This is a genomic window from Rhizobium sp. BK176, from assembly GCF_024808055.1.
This window is the reverse complement of record NZ_JANUBV010000003.1, coordinates 423,784-443,425: the sequence shown is the minus strand read 5'-3', so window position 1 is coordinate 443,425 and position 19,642 is coordinate 423,784. Positions and strand designations below refer to the sequence as shown.

The following is a 19,642-nucleotide window of genomic DNA, read 5'->3' as shown; positions in this document are numbered from 1 at the left end:
AGGCAAATGGCGACGGCCGCCGTTCGCCGAACTCGTTTTCGCCAGTAATCAATCGGTGTTGATCCAATGAAGCTATGGCTGATCTCCGATCTGCACCTCGAATTTCGGGTGCCTTTCAATCATCAACCGCCGGAAAAGACGGATGTGGTCGTCTGCGCGGGGGACGTCAGCAAAAAGGGCATCATCCCCAGTCTTAGATGGTTGGCCGACACGATTACGCCCGAAATTCCGATCGTCTGCGTCGCGGGAAATCATGAGTTTTGGGGCGGCTCCGTCCAGGAAAACATCCGTGACGCCCGGGAGTTTGCCAGGGGCCTCCCTAACATCCATTTTCTCGAGAATGCGATTGTCGATATTGGCGACGTCCGGTTCATCGGAGGAACCCTTTGGACCGACTTCCGTCTTTTTGGCCGGGAGCCAGCCCTTGCAATGGCTGACGCGGAAAACGGTATGAACGACTACCGGCGGATCAAATTCACAAAGCAGCCCTATAAGAAGTTCAAGCCGATCCATGCGTTCCGAAAGCACCAAGAGACGCGCGATTTTATCGCTTCGGCATTGCAGGAAAGCCAGGGACGGACGACCGTCGTCGTAACGCATCATGCGCCGTCCAGCCGATCGATTGCGTTTACGGATCACGAGGATTCGGTGGTCGGCTGCTACGCCTCACATCTCGAGAGCCTGATACTTGAGGAGCAGCCGGCACTCTGGGTGCACGGACACCTTCACAACCGAAGTGACTACAGCATTGGAAAGACGCGCGTTGTCAGCAATCCGCGAGGCTATCCAGGGGAAAGGACCGGTTTCGACCCGACTTTTCAGGTTGACGTATAAAGGATGAAGATCGTTGTCGATCCCCGTTGCGTTCCTGTGATGGTCCCCGGCTCACGTGCACTTTTCAGGGGTGATTGTCCTGAGGGTTCGCCAAGGTCTTCTCCACATTCGACGGAACATTGGAACCCGTCTCTGCGTCAAAATAGACGAAGCACACGGCTAGGACAATGATTCCAGCGAGGCCAGCCTTGGTGAGGCGGTACGTTACCTCTCCCCGTTTCACTCTACGCCATTCGTACTTCAGGAGGTCCTTCGAAGCCAAGAGAAAATCAAGTTCTACGGGCCTAAGCTTTTCCTGGTTCAAACCATCGGGATAACTGGCCATTTCTCGGATGGCCTTCATACTTGCAAGGAGCGACTTTGCGCTTTTCTCATCGGGGTTAAGCCGCAATGTAATGAGGAAGTGAGCACTATTCAGATTCGAATAAAGTGCCGAGAGGCTTTTCACTTTCTCGAGCTGGTCTTTGTATGGAAGTGATGCCGTATCTATAACCGCGTTAACGCTAGTTAGATATGAAGTCATCTCAGCGCGAAGTGCATCTATCCATGCCTGACGAAAGTCCGAGACTTTCTGCTCTTTGGCGACAATCATCCCGATCAGAGAAATCGCCGACGTTATTATAGCCGCGCCGATGGCACCGATACTCAAATCTTGGAACACGTGAAGACCTTGGGGAAGACTCTGCAAATTTGAACGTTAAGCGAAACTTGACCTTCCGCAACGTTTTTTTTTGACGATACTGACCACAAGTTGCGCATTTCGGTAATGCGCTTTTGAGGACTCCAGATTGGTTACGCAAATCCCGTTTCGCCTTCACTTATCCGGTGACACCGCAGATCAGCATCAGTTTCAAGGTTACGATGGTTACATGGCCCTTGCAGGTTTCGCATGGGCATTATCACTCATCTCTAATTATGCTGACACAGGCAAAATTAGACAGCGAGGAGACTTTGAGGGCCGCCACGCGGTACGTGCAAAAGCACCTGCCGAGGGCAGTGTTATCGCTGACTTCATTGTGTACCTACACAACAATCCGCAGGCAGTTTTCGGCGTGGCTGCAGGAGGGCTAGCCGCTCCCGCGTTTCTTTATGCGCTCGCAAATCGCGTGATCAACAGAAATCTTGGAGAGGCCAACGCTGCGACGGATCAAACATTAGCTCAACTACTGGCCCGTCGAAGCGGTGATATTGAAGCGTTAGTAGCGATCAGCGAACCACCCATTCGGCAAGCTCATGGTGTAATTGGAAATGGCGCGAGGAAGATCGAAATTTCAGGGGGATTTAACATCCTAAACACGTTCGATGAAAAAACGCGCGATTACGTCAAACTGAATGTGGAGGATGACAATGAGATAACCAAGCTTGTGAGTGTTTCGGCGTTTAACGCTAACTCGGGGTATGGGAGCGTGTTCGATGGTGATTTGGGACACGTGGTGCCGTTCAGCATGTCACGCGAAACCCTGAAACGTCACAAAGTGATTTTCTCCTGGGGCCTGGATCAGTATGTTCAGGGGACTGGTCGGAAGATTGAATTAACCTTCACGCGTATTCTCGCAATGGACGGTCGACCGAAGCGCTACGTGGTATTGTCAGCCCTCAAAGGTGCATAGCCATTGCTACACGGGATATGGCCCAAAGCGGTTGCTCTGTAACGGGATTGATTTGCTGCCCGTTTCTTCCTTTAGCTGGTGCTTGACCGTAATCGCGATGTCAACGTCTAAAAGTACCGCTGGAAGGGCCGCGAGATCGTGCGTGAAGCGCCGGGAAACTCAGATGGCGGGATCGGCAGAAGCTGTGAAGGCGCAATCTTAAAGCCGGATTAGAGTTCGACGAATTTGCAGCTGTTAAGCCAGATCACCGGACATTAAAGTTACGCACGGGTAATCAAGCGGGGTGCCAATGAGCTTTGTCCCAGTCGAATTGACTAGCGAGGAGGTCGCCGAGCTGGTCGACCACTACGGAGTTTCGCTTTCCGAACCGCTTCGGTTCAACATCAATCTTGGTAAGGACGGTCTGGTAGTCACACGAGACGGAGAAGTCATTGGCACATGGGTGATGGACGAGAATGAGCATCCATCATTCATTCCGGACGGCGCGTCAGAGCCTCTGTTCTTCGATGTTTTTCTGGGTTCGCTATGCCAACGAATCGAGGACTGGCTGAAAGAAACTGGAGGCTAATCGGGGTCAAAGCTACAGCTGTAATGGTCGCGCGATCGATACGATCAAGATACCTCCTTCAAGTGCCATCCGGCCTTTGGTCGCTTCCGACCTCGTTTTGCGGCACGCTCGTCCGCCTCTGCTACAGCCCGGCGCTAACGGTTAGAGTTTCTTCGGAGAGCCGCGAGGGTGCACCCCGACGTTTCAGCGAGTGATGACATCGTTGCCGGGGCGAACCAGGAGACACTTCTTAGCTTCGCGCTAAGGGGGCTCATGAGCGATCGAGAGGCCGCGGCAGCGGGATTGCTGCCATTCGAAGCGTTCGACTACCTCAACGACGATCTCCAAAACAGTAAGCGCAGCCCCGTCCACACCTTGACCAAACTTTTGAAGACTGCAGAGGTCGATAACACCTGAGCACATCTGCGTCGTGATACCTTTGCCTGCCATAGTTATCGGGAGGCTAATATGTGCAAGAGGGTGGTCATTTACGCGCGGTATTCAACAGATCAACAGAATCCAGCTTCGATAGAAACCCAGCTTGATCTGGGGACTTCGTTTGTTGTGGAACGTGGTTGGACGCTGAGCGGGACATATGTTGATGCTGGCATTAGCGGCGCTAGTTTCGAAACAAGGCCAGGCCTTCAGGCTGCGCTGAAAGGGGCGCGAGAGGGTGCCTACTATGTCCTACTCTGCCTTACGCTTGACCGGCTATCGCGAGACCTGGAACACAGCGCCAAAGTTTTGAAGCTGCTTCAATTCCACGACATTGAACTTTGGACCGTGCATGGCGGCTCTCAGGTGTCAGCCATGGAGCTTGGCCTGAGGGCCGTCCTGAATAGCGAGATGCTAGAGCAGGTTCGATATCGAACGAGGGAAGGCATGAAAACCGTAGCGAAGACGGGCCGAGTTCCCGGCGGCATTTGTTACGGCTACTCGATCAAAAAGATGATTGGAGCGGACGGCGAACCGATCCGTGGCCTGAGGGAGATCATTGCCGCTGAGGCGGCCGTGATCGTGTGGATTTTTGAGCAATACGTGAAAGGCCTAAGTCCTGACGCCATCGCAGAAATCCTCAATGAGCAGGGTATACCAGGCCCTCGCGGGCAGGCTTGGAGAGGAACGGCGATCCGGGGACACCGGCGAAGAGGTAGCGGAATTCTGAATAATCAAATGTACATCGTTCGCCTGGTGTTCAACAGGCTCGTATACCGAAAGAACCCAGTGAGCGAACGCCGGGTGTCTCGGCTCAACTCGCCAGAGCAACACATCATTCAAGAGGTTCCGACGCTTCGGATTGTCTCGGACGCACTCTGGAAAAAAGTAAAACGGAGGCAAGCTTTACCTCGCCAACGGACAACAGCCTTGGGCCGACTGTCTAACCCACCCGGTAGTTCCAAGGCAGGAGATGCGCAATTTGGCTCTGCTTATGGCCATTAACGAGGGCTGTTAGCGTGCTGCTCAGATAGCCAAATGGATCGACGGCGTTGAGCTTACAGGTTTCGACGAGCGATGCGATGGTCGCTCAATTCTCCGCTCCAGAGTCATGACCGGCGAAGAGAGAGTTCTTTCGGTTTAGCGCTATCGGCCTGATGGTCCGCTCGACGGTATTGTTGTCGATCTCGATGCGGCCGTCGCTCAGGAAGACGCAAAGATCGTCCCAGTATTTGGCGATGTAGGTAAGCGCTTCGCCGAGAGGCGACTTGCAAGCAACGCGGGTGCGATGGTGGCTGACCCAGCCTCGCATGCCTACGATCAACGGACCTGACCGTGCCTGCCTTCCAGCCAGACGAACGTCTGCGGGAAGGCCGCGCAGCTCTGTCTCGATCCGATAGAGTTCACCGATCCGCCGCACGCCTTCCTCCGCAATCAGCACTGATCCGTTCCGGGTGATCTCGACCAGCTTGCGACGAGTATGCGCCCAACAACAGGCAAGTTGGATGTTCGGCCCAACACGATCCGGCACGATAACCGATTTCCGCCTTCGATGTGTCGATTAAACGTGGTCGAACACATCCTCTAGCTTTGTCGCATGGACGTACTTCGCCGGATTGTTGTCTCGTACCAGAGCCTGGAAATGGGCTTCGCCACAAGCGATCTTCGCCGCCTCCTGATCACGTAGATCGTCGGTGAACAGGCTGGCCTTCGTTTCAACAACGAAATACAGGCGCTCTCGGCCGTCGACCTCTAGCAGTACAGCCCAGTCGGGGTTGTAGGTGCCGAGAGGTGTCGGAATTCTGAACCAGCCTGGAAGCTTCGCATAGACCTTCACGGCGTCGTTCTTTTCCATCTGCTCGGCGAAAGTCCGCTCCACGCCGGCAGAGTCGTGAATGACATGCTCGTAAACAGACTTCTGGGTGTTGGTCAGCATGTTCTTCAGGTAGCCGGTCAGCTCTTCTCGCTCAAACAGTTCCTGGGCGTAGAAGTCTTGGTCACCTATCCGCTGGTACTTGATGCCGTCCACCAGGGCCAAGCGCTTCGTGCGATTGATGATGTCAGCCGCCAGTTCAATGAACGCCTGTGGATTCCTCTTGAAGTCCGATAGCCGCTTGCTTTCGATCAACATCGTCACGAGACTGCGCCGCGTGAGGTGTGTTCGATCCTGGAGATCAGTCAAGAGGTCGGGAAGCACGATGTCGCCTTCGTCGATGGCAATCGGTCCAGAACTCGACGTTTCCTTGGCGAGCACACCGCCCTGGCCGATCGCGAGATCGGCCTTCCGGACGGTCACACGAGCTTTTGCGATCGGTGGCCCGTTGGCGATATTGCGCGCGCAATCGGCAATAAGTTGCTCATTGTCGAATTGAACCCGATAGGTCGTCGTATGCTTGATCCGGTCCCACAGCGCACGAAATTCCTCGCTGTGAAACACCTCCTTGCGGATCGCCACCGGCTTGCGCTCGTCGGCGTTCTTAACTTCAAGACGGCCTGCGACCTTTCGCAGAATCCCAGTGACGGCCGGGAGGTATGGTTCAAGGCCGGCTGGCAGTGCAAGGGTTCCGGTCCTGATGGCGGTCTTCAGGCTATCCTGCACTTTGCCGTGGCGGTCGATAAAGTCCAACGCGCGCAGATGGCGATAGATGTCCGAGGAACGTTCATACCCCAACACGTCAGGGACACCTGCATCGTATGCTGAGCCTTCCTCTTCCATCCCCGGTCCCTGCGAAGGGCTATCGGCGACCATCGGAATGTTCGCGAAAAGATGCTCCTCGACGATCCCAAAGCGGATGCCTGTGTCGGCCTCGATCTCCTTTTGAAGATTTTCGGCGAAGGACTCGTAGCTCTCGGTGGCGATCACCGTCAGGGTGTTCACCTCAAAGCCCCGTAGTCGCTCGCCCTGTTGGTTGACGCAGAGCCGAAGTCCGCGTCCGATCGTCTGCCGGCGCTCCCGCTCGGTGCCCATCTCGCGCAGCGCGCAAATCTGGAAGACATTGGGGTTGTCCCAGCCTTCCTTCAGCGCCGAGTGCGAAAAGATGAATTTGAGCTTGGTGTCGAAGCTGAGCAGCTTCTCCTTTTCCCTCATGATCAGGTTATAGGCGCGTTCAGCGCTATCCCGATTGGCCTGGTTGTTTTCGGCCGTATCCGTCCACCGCTTGTTCTTGTCGATGGAGAAGTAGCCGTCATGCACCTCCTGAGCGTCGGAGCTGACGTCCACCTCCTTGAACAGGCTCACGAACTCGGGAAGCTTGGCCGCCCGGCGGTATTCCTCTTCGAAGATCGTCGCATATTTGCCCTTCACCGCATTTCCGTTGTCGTCGTAGGAGCGGTAGTGCTCGACCGTATCGATGAAGAAAAGGCTGAGCACCTTGATCCCGAGGGGCGCAAGGCGTTTTTCCTTCTCCAGATGTTCCTGAATGGTACGTCGGATCATCAGCCGCTTGATGGCGTCGGCATCGACGTCACCGATGGCTTGCCCCGGTTCCAGGAAGGCCTCGGAACCTGCCGTTCTGACCTCGAGAAAGGACGAGCTGCCCGCGAGGCGTATTTCTCCAATCCGGCAGTCCTTGTAGATGGCGCGGCCGGTTTCCTCTTCCAGGTTATCGCCATCATGGACGGTGATCTCTTCGCGTTGAACGCGACCGCTCCTTTGAACGTCGACTTCAATCCGGGCGGAAATCGTTCCCTTCACATTGCGCGCGGACAAGAACCGCAGATAGGCCTTGTTGTGACCACCCTCGACCTCTAGCGAAGCGACCTCGATCTGCTTCACTAGCTTGCGGTCATAGGCGTCGACGGCATCCAGCCGATAAACCATGTGATGCTTGTTCACGTGGGTCGCGGAATATCGCAACGTGCAGAGCGGGTTCATGGCGTCGAGAGCCTGCTTGCCGCGGCCCTGAAGGCCACCATCAACGCTCTGGGGCTCATCTACGATGATGATGGGGCGCGTAGCACGGATGAGGTCGATCGGCGCTTCCCCGCCAGTCTTCTCGCTATCCTTGTAGAGGTTGTTCACCTCCTGCTTGTTGATCGCCCCAACCGTGACCACCATGATCTGGATGGTGGGACTGGTTGCGAAAGTCCGCACTTGGCCGAGCTTGGATGAGTCGTAGAGGAAATAGTCGTAAGGCTGGCCCGAATAGAGTGCCTTGAAATGGTCCTCGGTGATCTGGAGGGTCTTGTTGACGCCTTCCTTAATGGCAACCGACGGCACGACGATCACGAACTTGGTAAAGCCGAACTGCTTGTTCAATTCGAAGATTGTCCGGAGATAGACATAGGTCTTGCCCGTGCCGGTCTCCATTTCCACGGTGAAATCGCCAGAGCTCAACGAGCCAGACGGAGCCAGCCCGTTGCGCAACTGGATGTCCTTGAGGTTGGACATGATTTCGTCGTCGAGCAGCGTCAGCCGGTTACCGATGCCAAGCGCATTCTCGACAAAGCCTAGTTCGCCCTGCACGCCGCCAGCCGAGCGTCGTGTCACGGTAAATTCGGTGCGGTTTATCTCCTGCCCGCGAAAAAGCTGGCATACCGCCTCGATCGCCGCCTTCTGGTAATCGAGATCAGATTCAAAATGAAGCTTCATCCCGCCCTCCCTTACAGACTGCGCACGTCGAGAATGCCATTCTGATTGAGGATCGCCGCCATATTGGTTTTGGCAACATCATCAGCGAAGCTGGAATCCTTGAAGACGACCCGTGTTTCAACGGCCGGCGCAAGCTGCTTCCACCAGGCGACAATGCCCGCCGAAAGGCTTTCAACCACATCCTTGGTAAGGCCATCCGCAAGGCAAGCGATCAGAGCACCGCCGCCAATGGCGTGAACAGTCTTTCCTGCAATCTGTCGCGTCTCCATGGAGACGCAGAGATCGAGGCCAAGCTTGAGCAGAAGCTCGTATAGAATGTCTTGCTCAGTGCGGCCCGGAACAATGTGTTCGGCGTGTGCCAGAAGCGATCCTTCGAGATCGGAAGGCACAAGCTCCCAAGCCCTGATGTTCGACTGTGCGAGCTTGAAGACGCGGAAACCCTTATCGATAGCGGTGCCAACTTCTAGCACTGCTTGAGAAGATCGGCGAAGGCGCTCCTTGGTCAGCTCGGCGATATTAGCTGGCTTCCCCATTTTATCGCAGAATTTGGCACCAGCTTTTTGTTCTTTGTCTTCGTGATTAAGCGGTTCTGGCAACTGCACCAGTATGTAGCGCCTGCTACCCTGATCCTTTGCATTCAGCGCCATCACGGCGTGTCCGGTAGTTCCGGAACCCGCGAAAAAATCCATGATTATTGCGTTCTTGTCACCATTAGTCGCATAGTTGATCCAACGCGCCAGTACTTCATGGTCTTTTGGGTTGTTGAATATCTTCGAGCCGAACATGCTCAACATCAGGTTGGATGCCTGAAGGGCGCTCCTGTAGAAATACGAGCCTGCTACCTGGATACCGACATCTTCGCTGTCGCCCGATTCGTCCTGGTCTTCATCGTCAAGCTCATCGTCCCCTCTAACCAAATACGTTTTGCGAATTGGCGGTTCCGATTCATCGGGCCGGAACATTACACGCCCGGCCTCTACCATCTCGCGCATTTTGTCGAGCGTTGAGTACCGCCAGCCCCCTTCAGGAACCTTGCAGGGCTTTCCTGTTGTAGGATGAATTACGTCATAGGTCGGGCCACCGCCACCCGGCCACGACATGTTATCATCGCGCCACACTCCACGCTCATCGACGTTTCCGTATCGTGATAGTTTCTTCGACGGATGATCTTTTGGCAGCGACTTATAGAAGTCTCGCAGACTACTTTGAATAGAGGCAGTGTCACTGCCGTGCAAATTTTTCAAACGCAGATATTCCATCTGAATTTCTGCAGCACCAGGCTTAGCCTCACGCCATTTGACACCGCTCTCAGTTAGGGAAGCCTTGTTTTTTGCATAGACCACCATGTAGTCGTGGCCCGAGGAGATAAGCTTCGCGTCGTTTTTTCGTCCTTTTTCCCAGACGATGTTAGCGACAAAATTTTCCTGCCCGAATACCTCATCGCAAAGGATTCTAAGATTGCTAATTTCTTTATCATCTATACTTATAATTATTATGCCCTTTTGGTGAAGCAACCTATGAGCCAGCTTCAGTCGTGGCAACATCATGCTCAGCCAATCACCATGAAATCGTCCTGAACTTTCAGGATTCGAAGTTATCTTATAACCATCACTATCAACCTGCTGCGTAATTCTAAGGTAATTTTTGACGCTCTCCCGGAAGTCGTCAGGATAAACAAAATCATTCCCTGTATTATACGGGGGATCGATATAAATTAATTTAACCTGACGCGCGTAGCTCTTCTGAAGTAGTTTAAGAACTTCAAGGTTGTCGCCCTCGATCATCAGATTGCGGGAGGTTTCCCAATCGATGCTTTCCTCAGGACAAGGCAGGAGTGTACCAACGGATGGTGTCAGCGCGATCTGGCGGGCTTTCCGCTTTCCGTACCAATTCAGACCGTACTTCTCCTCCTGATCATCAACTGCACTACCAAGAAGTTGCTTGAGGACGTCAAAATCAACATTCCCCTCTCGGAAAGCGTCAGGGAATATTGACTGCAACGCGCTGATATTCTCTGAGACTACATCGGCGCTCTTGGTTTCAGGGTCGTTAAGTTCGAGCTTCTTCATCGCACATCCATTTCATTCGGGTTCCAACAGCGGCCTCAGGCCGCCTGTCGTCCGAGCATTTCCTTTTTGACGTAGTCCACGAAAGCCGCGGCGCTTGTGAAGCAGCGGAAGCCTGCGGCACTTGCAAGGGCAATGGTCTCGTCGTTTTCGTTCAGTAACACGGCGACCGGTTCTGACAACTCCTCCTGGAGACCGTTCGGCCAGACGAGGTCGAAAACCGCGATCTGATCTCCTGTCTCCGGGTTTGAATGGTCATAGGCAATGACCCCATCGGTGAAGCCTTGCTCGACCGCCCAATCATTGATCGCCTGCAGTTCTGCTTCTTCATCAGCGCTGGAAATGCCGCCGGCAGCAGCGCTCGTGGAAATCGTTGATACCCGTGCAGGTTCGGCAATCCATCTGTCATCACCATGCAGCAGCGAGGCAAACCGCTTGTTTGCCTCTGCCGCCAGCAATTCCTTACGAGCCTCGAGGAAGTCGGCATAACGGTCAATCTTCCACAGGGACTCGTCCATCGGAATCCACTGCGACGCCAGAGCGCCCGGATGCTTCGATTCGATTTTCGGGAAATAGACCTCGGGCAGCGTGTCGCGGATATTGAGATTGGTGTCCTTAGTCAGGAAGCAGAAATTGGCAATCGCGTTCACCTGGGACCGCGGGACCTTCTGCTTGTAGAGCTGGGCCTTGGGGAAGATGTGGTGCACTTCAAGTGCATTCATTCTCCCCAGAAGCCCGGACTTCAGTTCGATGCCCGTTCCCCAGTCCTTGGATGCTCCCATTCGTGTCAGCATGTAGAGAACGGGGTAGAAGCGGGCACCGAGGCTCCAGCCGGTGAAGTGGCCTTTCTCGACCCGCAATCCGCCATGCCAAAGCCGCAACTGCTCCAGGAGTTTGTCCAGCCCACCGTCTGCGCCTTCCAGCGCCTCCAGGTCCTTGTCCAAGAAGGATTCGGTTGAGCCCGAATAACGGCCCCACATGCCAGCCTGCGCAAACCAGAAGAGAAGCTTGTCCCGCTCAACCTCATCCAGCACACCGCCCTTTTGATCCAGGTAGCGCACGATAACGGGAACGGCGAAGCGGCCAAAGAAAACCCGTGAATGGTCCAAACCAAGCCTGCCGGAAATGAGATTGAGGCAGGCGTCAATGCGCTTGGTGGCCCGCTTGAGGCCGTCCTGAATATCGGTGGCAGACTGATTGTGCAGGTAAAGGAATTTGGCCTCACCGGTCAGCACGGTGTTGATCGAGCGTAGGAGCCAATCGAGATTGAAGTCGTACCCCGCTTCGTTCCAGGCCTTCAGCTTGCCCTTCATCTCGGTGCGGGCGTCAGGCCACTCCGCGCAGATTTTAGCCAGCGCTAAATCGCCTTTGGAGAGCTTGGTGCCGCCACTGTTCACCTTGTTGAAGATGTCGACAACCACATCGAGCGTCTTGTCCGCGCCAGTCACCTCTTCTTCATGGAGGTTGGTGTCCAGGATACCGAGCAGCTGGCTTAGCCGACCATAATACTCCACGGGAGGTGTCGGCCCGAGGGAAGCCATGATGTTCCCGACACCCTTATGGCCCGACTTCATTAGTGCAGATACGTCGATCCAGAGCGGGTCGCCTGACATCTTCAGCGGCTGGAAGAACTCAAACGTCTCAGAGGCGAGGTTGAAATACAGACCCGTAAAGGCCTTGGCTTTGCCGTCAAAGAACGCGGGTGGCTTGCCGCGGACGACACCGTAGAGGGAGGTGACCCGCTGCTGGCCATCCAGCAATAACTTCACGATCCCGGACGCGAGCTGACCATCACCGCGATGATTGGCCGTGACAGATTCCGTCGCCCAGACCAGCAGCCCTCCCACGGGGTGGCGTCGGTAGAGCGAAGTAAACAAACCACGCACCTGTTCGGTGTTCCAGACATACCCTCGCTGGAATTCTGGCAGGGCCATATGCCCGCTGTCGATATGGTCCAGAATGGTCGAAATTCTCATCGCTGCTCGCCCCCCATTTCCTGCTTTGCTTGTTCCATGGCGCGCTCGATCGCCTTTATCTTTTGGTTGAGATCGACGCGCTGATTGATCTGTTTCGCCTTTGCCGCCTGGGACCGCAAAAGCGAGTTTTCCTTGGCCAGCCTCTCGTAGTCCTCAATCGCCGCTCGGCGGCGCGTAATCTGGTTCTCGTCTGTCGTCACCGAGAAAGAGCCGACCAGGTGGGCCGCGTTCATGGCCTCAATCCGTGCAATCCACCCGTCATACAGTGCGTACAAGTCCCGTTGCGATTGCTTCGAAAGCGCCATGCTATCGAGGAAGGCCTTCTCGTTCGGTGTCGGCGTCGTCGGATCGGATAGATGTGTGGTAGCATCTCTGTCGACGACGACCTTGTCCGCTTCGTTTTGAGCCCGCCGCTTATGGGCCAAGGACACGTCGATGCCTTGATCATCAGCCGTGATCAAAATGACGGGATAAGGGATGGCGCGATGAATGAGTTCTATGAGTCGGCTGCTTTTTGCTCCAGCTCGAAATGCACAGCCAATGACTGCGATTTCGAAATACTCGCGTATATCGTCCGCAAAGATCGGCACGCCGACAGTTCCTGGCTTGCACGCCGCAAACCACACCAGTTCATCAATGCCATTCTGAATAGCGCGTTTGTCGGTCGACGTAGGCGCGCCCTGTTCAACGAGCATTTTCTTCGGCACGCGAATGTCAACGCGCGCGTTCGCGGGTAACCCGAGAGCGTCAACGACAGCACCGATGCATGCTGCTGCATTCATGCCGAGCTCGTCTCCGGGAGGATCACGAGGAATGCGACGACCTCGAAATCGTTGATGCCGGCAAACTCCCCTTTGAGCGCATGTGTACCACCCGGAGAGAACAGGCTTGCGACCGCACGCTCCTCGCTCTTTCCCGCAATCGAGGCGACGGCCCGCGCCAGGAGCTTTTGATAAAGCTCCATGTCCCGCCCGAAGCGGGTGGACTTATCGAACCGCCCACAGGCCTGGGCGTCTGGCAGATCGCGTCCGATGGAAACCTTCTTGAGGCGATCCAGCACCTGCTTCGCACGGGTGTAGGGCAACAGGGCCTCTCCCTCGTCGCCAACATGGACAACGAAGTGGGGTTTCAGCGGATACCCAGGCTCCGCCAACCGTTCCGCAGCTTCGCCAACCGCGCGCAGGCAGAAAATGACCCCCGGCGAGATGACGTGTTCGGCACTGCCAAACTCGTCCTCGGGCGGTGAAACCACAGCATATGTGCCAAGCGGCAATGCCTCGAGCTGCTCACGGTGATCGCGCAGATAACCTGCGAGGTCGATGCGGAAATCATTGAGCGTGAGGTCGGCAATGGACACGCCGCTGGACAGGTCCTCGAGATCAATCACGGAGTCCTGCATCTTCTGCAACTGGGCACGGCGGTATTCCAGATCGTTCATCTGGTTGCCGGCCTGAAACTCGATGACGTTTTCCTCACCGGTTGCGGACACATCAAGGAGGACCATGCGTCCACTCACTCTCGATTCCAGATCGAGGTACTCGTCGAGCTCGATGTTCGGCCAGAAATTCACCAGCTGAATGCGTTGGTTCGTGGAGCCAATACGGTCAACGCGGCCGAAGCGCTGAATGATACGGACGGGGTTCCAGTGAATGTCATAGTTCACGAGGAAATCGCAGTCCTGAAGGTTCTGGCCTTCTGAGATGCAATCCGTGCCGATCAGAAGATCGATCTCACCCTCAACCGCCAGTTCCAGAGGCCGTTCCTTAGACCGGGGCGAGAACGCGCTGAGGATAGAGCTCATGTCCGAGCGGAGGCTCTGAAGCGTGGTCTTGTTTGCACCTGTACCGGTTACCACGGCCGTATGGATTCCAAGAGTCGCCCGTGCCCACGCGCCGAGCTCGCGGTAAAGGTAGTCAGCGGTGTCCGCAAAGGCGGTGAACAGCAATATCTTCCGGTTCTCGCCGTTGATAGGTGCGTGAACTTTGCGGGTGATCAGCTCCTTCAGCGCCGATAGCTTTGCGTCGCGATCTGCGGACACGGAGCGTGCAGCCGAGAGGAGCGTCGCGAGACGGTTCCTATCTTCAATCAGGTCCTGCTGCCAACGAACTCGATCGACGTCCTGCAACAGAACCTTGACCTTACGACCGACCAGGAGCGTCTCAAACGCAGGGTCGTCGATGTCCACATCGTCGATCGCAAGCTCATCGATGGATTCATCATGGGCCTCGATCTTGGCAAGCAACGCGTTCACGTCATCGAGCTGACGCTTGATGGTGAGAGCGAAAGAGGCCACCGAGCTTTCCATCCGCTTGAGCAGATTGACGCGCATCAGGTGGATAAGACTTTCTTCGCGGTCGGCCTGACGAAAATAGCTCTCGCCTCCCCGAATCTTGGTACTGTATTTTGCGTCGTAGGCCTCCTGCTTGTCCATCACTACGTACCGCAGCGGTGCATAGGCCCCCAGCGTGAGCCGCCTAATCTCGTTGTTGATTTCGCGGATCGGACGGAATTCACCAGCCAGGTCGACATCTGCTTTCACGTTGATCGGCTGCAGCCGATCGGGAAAGTTCCCAGTCTCAGCCGTACCGTAATAGCGCTGCACGTGTTTCCTGGATCGGGCAATGGTCAGCATGTCCAGGAGCTTGAAGTAGTCAAAGCCGAGCATGTCCATCAGGCGTGGTGTGCGACGCTCGCCGTCGGGCAGGTCGAGCCACCTGTTAAATTGCCCCTGCGCCTTACGTATGGTCGCTTCAATACTCGGGATGCCGTGATCGATCAGGGCGATGTCGCTACCTTCGGTCATGAAGGCGATCTGGTTCTTCAGGTCCGCTAGCCTGTTGTTTACCGGCGTTGCAGACAGCATCAGGACCTTGGTCTTCACACCCGCCTTGATCACGCGCTTCATTAAGTGATCGTAGCGGGTGTCGCGGTCCTTATGGGTCGCCTTGTTGCGGAAGTTATGGGACTCGTCAATCACCACGAGGTCGTAGTTGCCCCAGTTTACGTGCGAGAGATCGATGTCACCCGACGTACCGCCATCCCGTGACAAATCGGTGTGATTGAGAACGTCGTAGTTGAAGCGATCGCTTGCGAGGCTATTTCGGCGATCATTGGCTTTATAGAGGGTCCAGTTATCGCGTAGCCGCTTGGGACAGAGCACCAGGACGCGATCATTGCGGAGCTCGTAATACTTGATCACCGCGAGCGCCTCGAAGGTCTTACCCAGGCCGACGCTATCGGCAATGATACATCCTCCGATGCGCTCTAGCTTGTCGATTGCCCCGACGACGCCATCACGTTGGAATTTGAAGAGCTTCTTCCAGACGGTAGTGTTCCGGATGCCAGTAGCGGATTTTACGATGCGCTCCTCATCAAGCTCATCCCCCAAATCCTTGAACATTTCGAACAGAAACTTGAAGTAGATGAGGGATGGTGCGCGTTGAGATGCTGCGTCGGCAAGAACGCGTTCCAGATCATCGGCATCGGGCCTGCCCGGAACGGTATCCCAAGCGTTTTGGAACCATGATGAGAAGGCTGCAGTTTCCTCATCCGTGGATGTTGCCTGCACCAGTCCCAATCGGCTTCCCGGTGTTATGCCCAACCCCTCAGTCGTCAGCGAACATGCGCCGATCGCGGCCCTGCTCAGGCTAGCGTTACGGACGATGGCCATGGATTGGGGTAGCCTATCAGCGTAGCGGAGCTGAACTTGGCGTCCAAGCCACTCTAGCGTCGACCTGGCGTGCCATCTGCCCTGTAGTCTGTTCCGGTACCCGATATCAGAATGCCCACCGAACAATGACGATGTTAATGAGGCTCCGTCTTCCAGCAACAGCCTAACTGACTCTGCCCCCTTCAGGAGCTCGCGGACTTCAGCGAAGGCATGCAGCGACAAGCTGGGAGACAGAATGTCGAGCGCTGAGCCTGCGTTAAGCCATTCTTCCAGCTTGTCGAGTACTCGTTCGCGGCCAGTGTTCTTTATCAAGTCCATAGTCGATCCCGGCCGGCTGGCGCTGCTGGAGGCGCATAAGCCCTCCGGTACTTCTGGTCAGCTTATTTCATTCATTATCGTTCTGATTGTAAATCCAATTTTTAGCCTTTTTAACTTTATCCCTACTCTGAGCTGCAGGGGCGCGGAGGAGGATACCGGACGTGAGGGGCCGCCCCTTAAACGACTGGGAGGTAAGGCGTGTTTAAACCAAGTCGCCAGGCTACTCCAGCCACGGTATACGTGGAGCCGACCTTACACGCTCCCCAGGACAGGCCAATCGGAATACCCCGTTCATAACGGGGATTTCCAGTCAAAGCACAATACGCTGACCTAGCCGATTTGCTCGGCCGACAGCGGGGGGCGGGTTGTCGGATTGCATGTTCCGGCCGCTCTTCAAAGACCCCGCAAAGCTGCGGTAGCTCCCCCACGATACCACCTTGGCTAGATCAGTTTTTTCTGTTCTCTATCATCGGGGTTGCATTCGATTCATACCAAAGGCTGGGGAAGTGGTGATGTATTCAAAAGGCTCGGAGTGGCGGCAGTGGGACCTCCATATCCATTCGCCGTGGTCCTTTCATTGGGAAGGAGCCAAGATCGAGCCCGGCAAGGAAGATGCCGTTATTGACCAGATGGTCGACGCCCTGAACAAGGCGGGCCCCGCCGTGTATGGCTTCATGGACTACTGGACATTCGAAGGCTGGTTCGCTCTGAAACGACGACTTTCGGCACCGGGTGCGCCCACGCTGGAAAAGATCGTGTTTCCCGGGATTGAACTACGCCTTATCGCGCCATTTGACGGGCGTCTCAATGCCCACGTCATCTTTTCGGACAAGATCGAAGATCAGGTTTTGATCGATTTCAAGGGAAAGCTGAAACTGGCGCTCGGCAACCAGCCGTTGTCTGATTTCGCATTGAAAAACTATGCACGGGCGGCCGATGCAGACAAATTGAAGATTCATGGTCTCGACGTCGAACGCGTCAAGACCGACGATGCCTATGCGTTGGAGGCTGGATGCAAGATCGCGGAGATAACTCCTGAGAGCTATCGAGAGGCAATTGCATCGGTTCCCGAAGGCATGGCTCTTGGATTTATGCCGTTCGACACTAATGATGGCTTGACCAAGGTCCACTGGGATAAACACTACGCCTACGCACTCGGACTATTCAAGACGTCGCCGATCTTCGAAGTGCGCAACCCAGACACGGCCTCGGCGTTCGCCGGTATCCGCACCGATAAGAACGACAAATGGTTTGACCAATTCCAGACTTCGTTAGACGGCGTACCGCGCCTCGCGGTTTCGGGCAGCGACGCCCACAAGTTCGTGGGGACGCCTGGCGACAACGACGACCGTGGGTACGGCGATTTTCCCTCGAAGCGCATCACGTGGATCAAGGCCGACCCCACCTGGAAAGGCTTGCTTCAGGCACTCAAAGAGCCAGCATTGCGGTCGTTCATAGGCGAAGTGCCGCCGAAAGTCAGAACCATCCGCGAGAACAGCACCTACTACATAAGCCGCGTGACCGTTGCGGCGGAGCATGAACGGTATTCCGGAACCTGGCTTGACGGGACGGATATCGAACTAAACGCGGACCTGGTTGCGATTATCGGTAACAAGGGAAGCGGGAAGAGCGCCTTGGCCGACGTCATCTCGGTGGTTGGGGATTCTCAGCAGCACCAGCACTTCTCGTTTCTCAAACCCCGCCGCTTCAAAGGCAACTCCGGTGAACCGGCCAAGGGGTTTTCCGGCGAGCTAAGCTGGCTTTCAGGTAAACCCCTCAAACGCAATCTCAACGTCATCGCCGACCCCTCGGCGGTGGAAATGGTCCGCTATATTCCCCAAGGACGCTTCGAGGCGCTCTGCAACGCCCATGTCGAGGGACGATCGGACGAGTTCGAACACGAACTCCGGGCGGTGATTTTCTCGCATGTTCCGAATGAGGTCCGACTGGACGCCTCCGATTTCGATCGCTTGATCGAACGACAGGAAGCGCCTTCACGGGCGAAATTGAACGAGATGAGGCGAACGCTCGCCACGCTGAACGAGGAAATCGTAGACCTCGAGGAGCAGATGCGCCCTTCCGTACGGATGGGGCTTCAAAATCAGCTGAATTTAAAGCGCCAGGAGAAGCGAGCCCATATTGCGACCATGCCAGCGGAAATCGTTGCGCCAACTGGAGGACTGTCGCCCGAGCAGCAGGCCGCCACAACGCGGATAGCGGAGATCGTCAACGAGCTATCGCAGATGGACGAGAAGCTCGCGAATGTAACGAAAGTCAAAGAGCAGGAGGCCCGTCGCCGACAGGCCATCTCCAACCTGCAAAGCCGCATCGAGATATTGAAATCACAGTACGCGGACTTCCTGGCGACCACCGCGTCCGATTGGGACAATGCCAACATCATGGTCGAGGACGTCGTCAGGTTTTCGGTCGATGACAAGCGGCTGGTCGTCGAAACCACGAAATCGACGGGTGCCGAAAATGCTGTCAGTTCCCAGAGCGCGGCGGACGAGGCTCCGCGCATGAAGCTAATTGAAGAGAAAGCGAAATTGACGGAGACGCTGAACGCGCCGCAGCAACAGTACCAAGCGTATTTGGCTCAGCTAGTTACATGGCAGACGACGCTGGCCACTATCGAGGGGACGGCGACAAGCCCGGAAAGCGAAAAGGGGCTCGAGGCGCGTCTCGCTCATTTGGATTCCCTGCCAGGCCAACTCGACGCGAAGCGGGTCAAGCGACGGGAAATCGCGAAGGGCCTTCACGGTATTCTCGATGAGCAGCGTGCATCCCGAGCCGCACTGTTCGAGCCCATTCAGGGTTTGGTTGAAGGGAACAAGCTTATCGGTGCCGAGTACAAACTCGAGTTCCAGGCACGCTTGAGCGGCACGCTGTCGGACTTCACCGATAAGGTGTTCAGTCTCGTCAAGCAGCAGTCGGGCATTCTTCGCGGACAGGTCGAGAACAATGCGGCCCTGAAGGCGGTCCTAGACAATGTTGATTTCTCGGATTCGGACAAGACCGTCTATTTCGTCGAGAGAGTGCTCGAGATGATCAAATCGGCCACAGCAGATGGCGACATGTCGGCAATCCTTCGGAAGGACCAGAGCGCGCGCACTCTTTACGACTACATGTTCGGCTTGTCGTACGTGGAGCCGACCTACACGCTGCTGTTCCAGGACACGCCAATCGAGCAGCTTTCGCCAGGGCAGCGCGGCGCTTTGCTGCTAATTTTCTACCTATTGGTGGACACCAAACGGAACCCAATTGTCTTGGACCAGCCAGAGGAGAACCTCGACAACGAGACAATCGTGAGCCTCCTGGTGCCGGTGGTCATCGAAGCAAAGAAACATCGGCAGATAATCATGGTGACGCACAACCCGAACCTAGCTGTCGTGTGTGATGCCGAACAGATTATCCACGCGACCTTCAGCAGGGCGGATGGGCAGAGGATCGCCTATCACGCCGGGTCAATCGAAAACGAGGAAACGAACCTTCGCGTCGTCGACGTCCTAGAGGGAACAATGCGCGCGTTCTCCAATCGCGGAGGCAAATACCACACTCCAAAGCTCTGATGATCGGTGGCCGGTTAGCGCGCTTG

General features: G+C 55.6%; 12 protein-coding genes and 1 pseudogene. 6 read left to right on the top strand and 7 right to left on the bottom strand.

What is annotated here, in order from left to right:
• The first annotated feature begins 66 nt into the window (after nucleotides 1-66).
• Nucleotides 67-834: a metallophosphoesterase gene (locus FHT76_RS14820; protein WP_259185652.1), complete on the top strand. Its 768-nt coding sequence runs from the start codon at nucleotides 67-69 to the stop codon at nucleotides 832-834.
• 64 nt (nucleotides 835-898) lie between these two features.
• Here FHT76_RS14820 and FHT76_RS14815 read toward each other — a convergent pair whose 3' ends face one another.
• Nucleotides 899-1,483 (bottom strand): hypothetical protein, encoded by a 585-nt coding sequence (locus tag FHT76_RS14815; RefSeq protein ID WP_259185651.1) that lies wholly within the window; start codon nucleotides 1,481-1,483, stop codon nucleotides 899-901.
• Nucleotides 1,484-1,622: 139 nt separating this feature from the next.
• On the opposite strand from FHT76_RS14815, the gene FHT76_RS14810 reads away from it, so the two are divergent.
• From FHT76_RS14810 to FHT76_RS14795, 4 genes are all read left to right on the top strand, one after another.
• Nucleotides 1,623-2,444 carry a hypothetical protein gene (locus tag FHT76_RS14810; protein WP_259185650.1) on the top strand — a complete coding sequence of 274 codons (822 nt, stop codon included), beginning with the start codon at nucleotides 1,623-1,625 and terminating at the stop codon, nucleotides 2,442-2,444.
• Between the two features lie 289 nt (nucleotides 2,445-2,733).
• The gene (locus FHT76_RS14805) at nucleotides 2,734-3,012 is read left to right on the top strand and encodes a hypothetical protein (protein WP_259185649.1); all 279 of its coding nucleotides are present in this window, start codon (nucleotides 2,734-2,736) and stop codon (nucleotides 3,010-3,012) included.
• A gap of 252 nt (nucleotides 3,013-3,264) precedes the next feature.
• Nucleotides 3,265-3,408 carry a hypothetical protein gene (locus tag FHT76_RS14800; protein WP_259185648.1) on the top strand — a complete coding sequence of 48 codons (144 nt, stop codon included), beginning with the start codon at nucleotides 3,265-3,267 and terminating at the stop codon, nucleotides 3,406-3,408.
• Between the two features lie 51 nt (nucleotides 3,409-3,459).
• Nucleotides 3,460-4,431 carry a recombinase family protein gene (locus tag FHT76_RS14795; protein ID WP_259185647.1) on the top strand — a complete coding sequence of 324 codons (972 nt, stop codon included), beginning with the start codon at nucleotides 3,460-3,462 and terminating at the stop codon, nucleotides 4,429-4,431.
• Here the strand turns inward: FHT76_RS14795 and tnpC are convergent.
• The 6 genes and pseudogenes from tnpC to FHT76_RS14765 form a co-directional block, all read right to left on the bottom strand.
• Nucleotides 4,370-4,963, bottom strand: a pseudogene (gene tnpC / locus FHT76_RS14790) (IS66 family transposase); the annotation flags it as partial. The gene FHT76_RS14795 and the pseudogene tnpC overlap by 62 nt on opposite strands.
• 24 nt (nucleotides 4,964-4,987) lie before the next feature.
• On the bottom strand, nucleotides 4,988-8,017 hold the full coding sequence (locus tag FHT76_RS14785; RefSeq protein WP_259185645.1) for a type III restriction-modification system endonuclease: 3,030 nt from the start codon (nucleotides 8,015-8,017) through the stop codon (nucleotides 4,988-4,990).
• A gap of 11 nt (nucleotides 8,018-8,028) precedes the next feature.
• Nucleotides 8,029-10,086, bottom strand: coding sequence for a site-specific DNA-methyltransferase (locus FHT76_RS14780; RefSeq protein ID WP_259185644.1), 2,058 nt, complete (start codon nucleotides 10,084-10,086; stop codon nucleotides 8,029-8,031).
• A 35-nt stretch (nucleotides 10,087-10,121) separates the two neighbouring features.
• Nucleotides 10,122-12,059: a DUF262 domain-containing protein gene (locus FHT76_RS14775; RefSeq protein ID WP_259185643.1), complete on the bottom strand. Its 1,938-nt coding sequence runs from the start codon at nucleotides 12,057-12,059 to the stop codon at nucleotides 10,122-10,124.
• Nucleotides 12,056-12,841, bottom strand: a complete 786-nt coding sequence (locus FHT76_RS14770) for a DUF4391 domain-containing protein (RefSeq protein ID WP_259185642.1) — start codon at nucleotides 12,839-12,841, stop codon at nucleotides 12,056-12,058. Before FHT76_RS14770 ends, FHT76_RS14775 begins: the two co-directional genes overlap by 4 nt.
• The gene (locus tag FHT76_RS14765) at nucleotides 12,838-15,729 is read right to left on the bottom strand and encodes a helicase-related protein (protein ID WP_259185641.1); all 2,892 of its coding nucleotides are present in this window, start codon (nucleotides 15,727-15,729) and stop codon (nucleotides 12,838-12,840) included. Before FHT76_RS14765 ends, FHT76_RS14770 begins: the two co-directional genes overlap by 4 nt.
• 830 nt (nucleotides 15,730-16,559) lie before the next feature.
• On the opposite strand from FHT76_RS14765, the gene FHT76_RS14760 reads away from it, so the two are divergent.
• Nucleotides 16,560-19,616 carry a TrlF family AAA-like ATPase gene (locus FHT76_RS14760; protein WP_259185640.1) on the top strand — a complete coding sequence of 1,019 codons (3,057 nt, stop codon included), beginning with the start codon at nucleotides 16,560-16,562 and terminating at the stop codon, nucleotides 19,614-19,616.
• Nucleotides 19,617-19,642 lie beyond the last annotated feature (26 nt).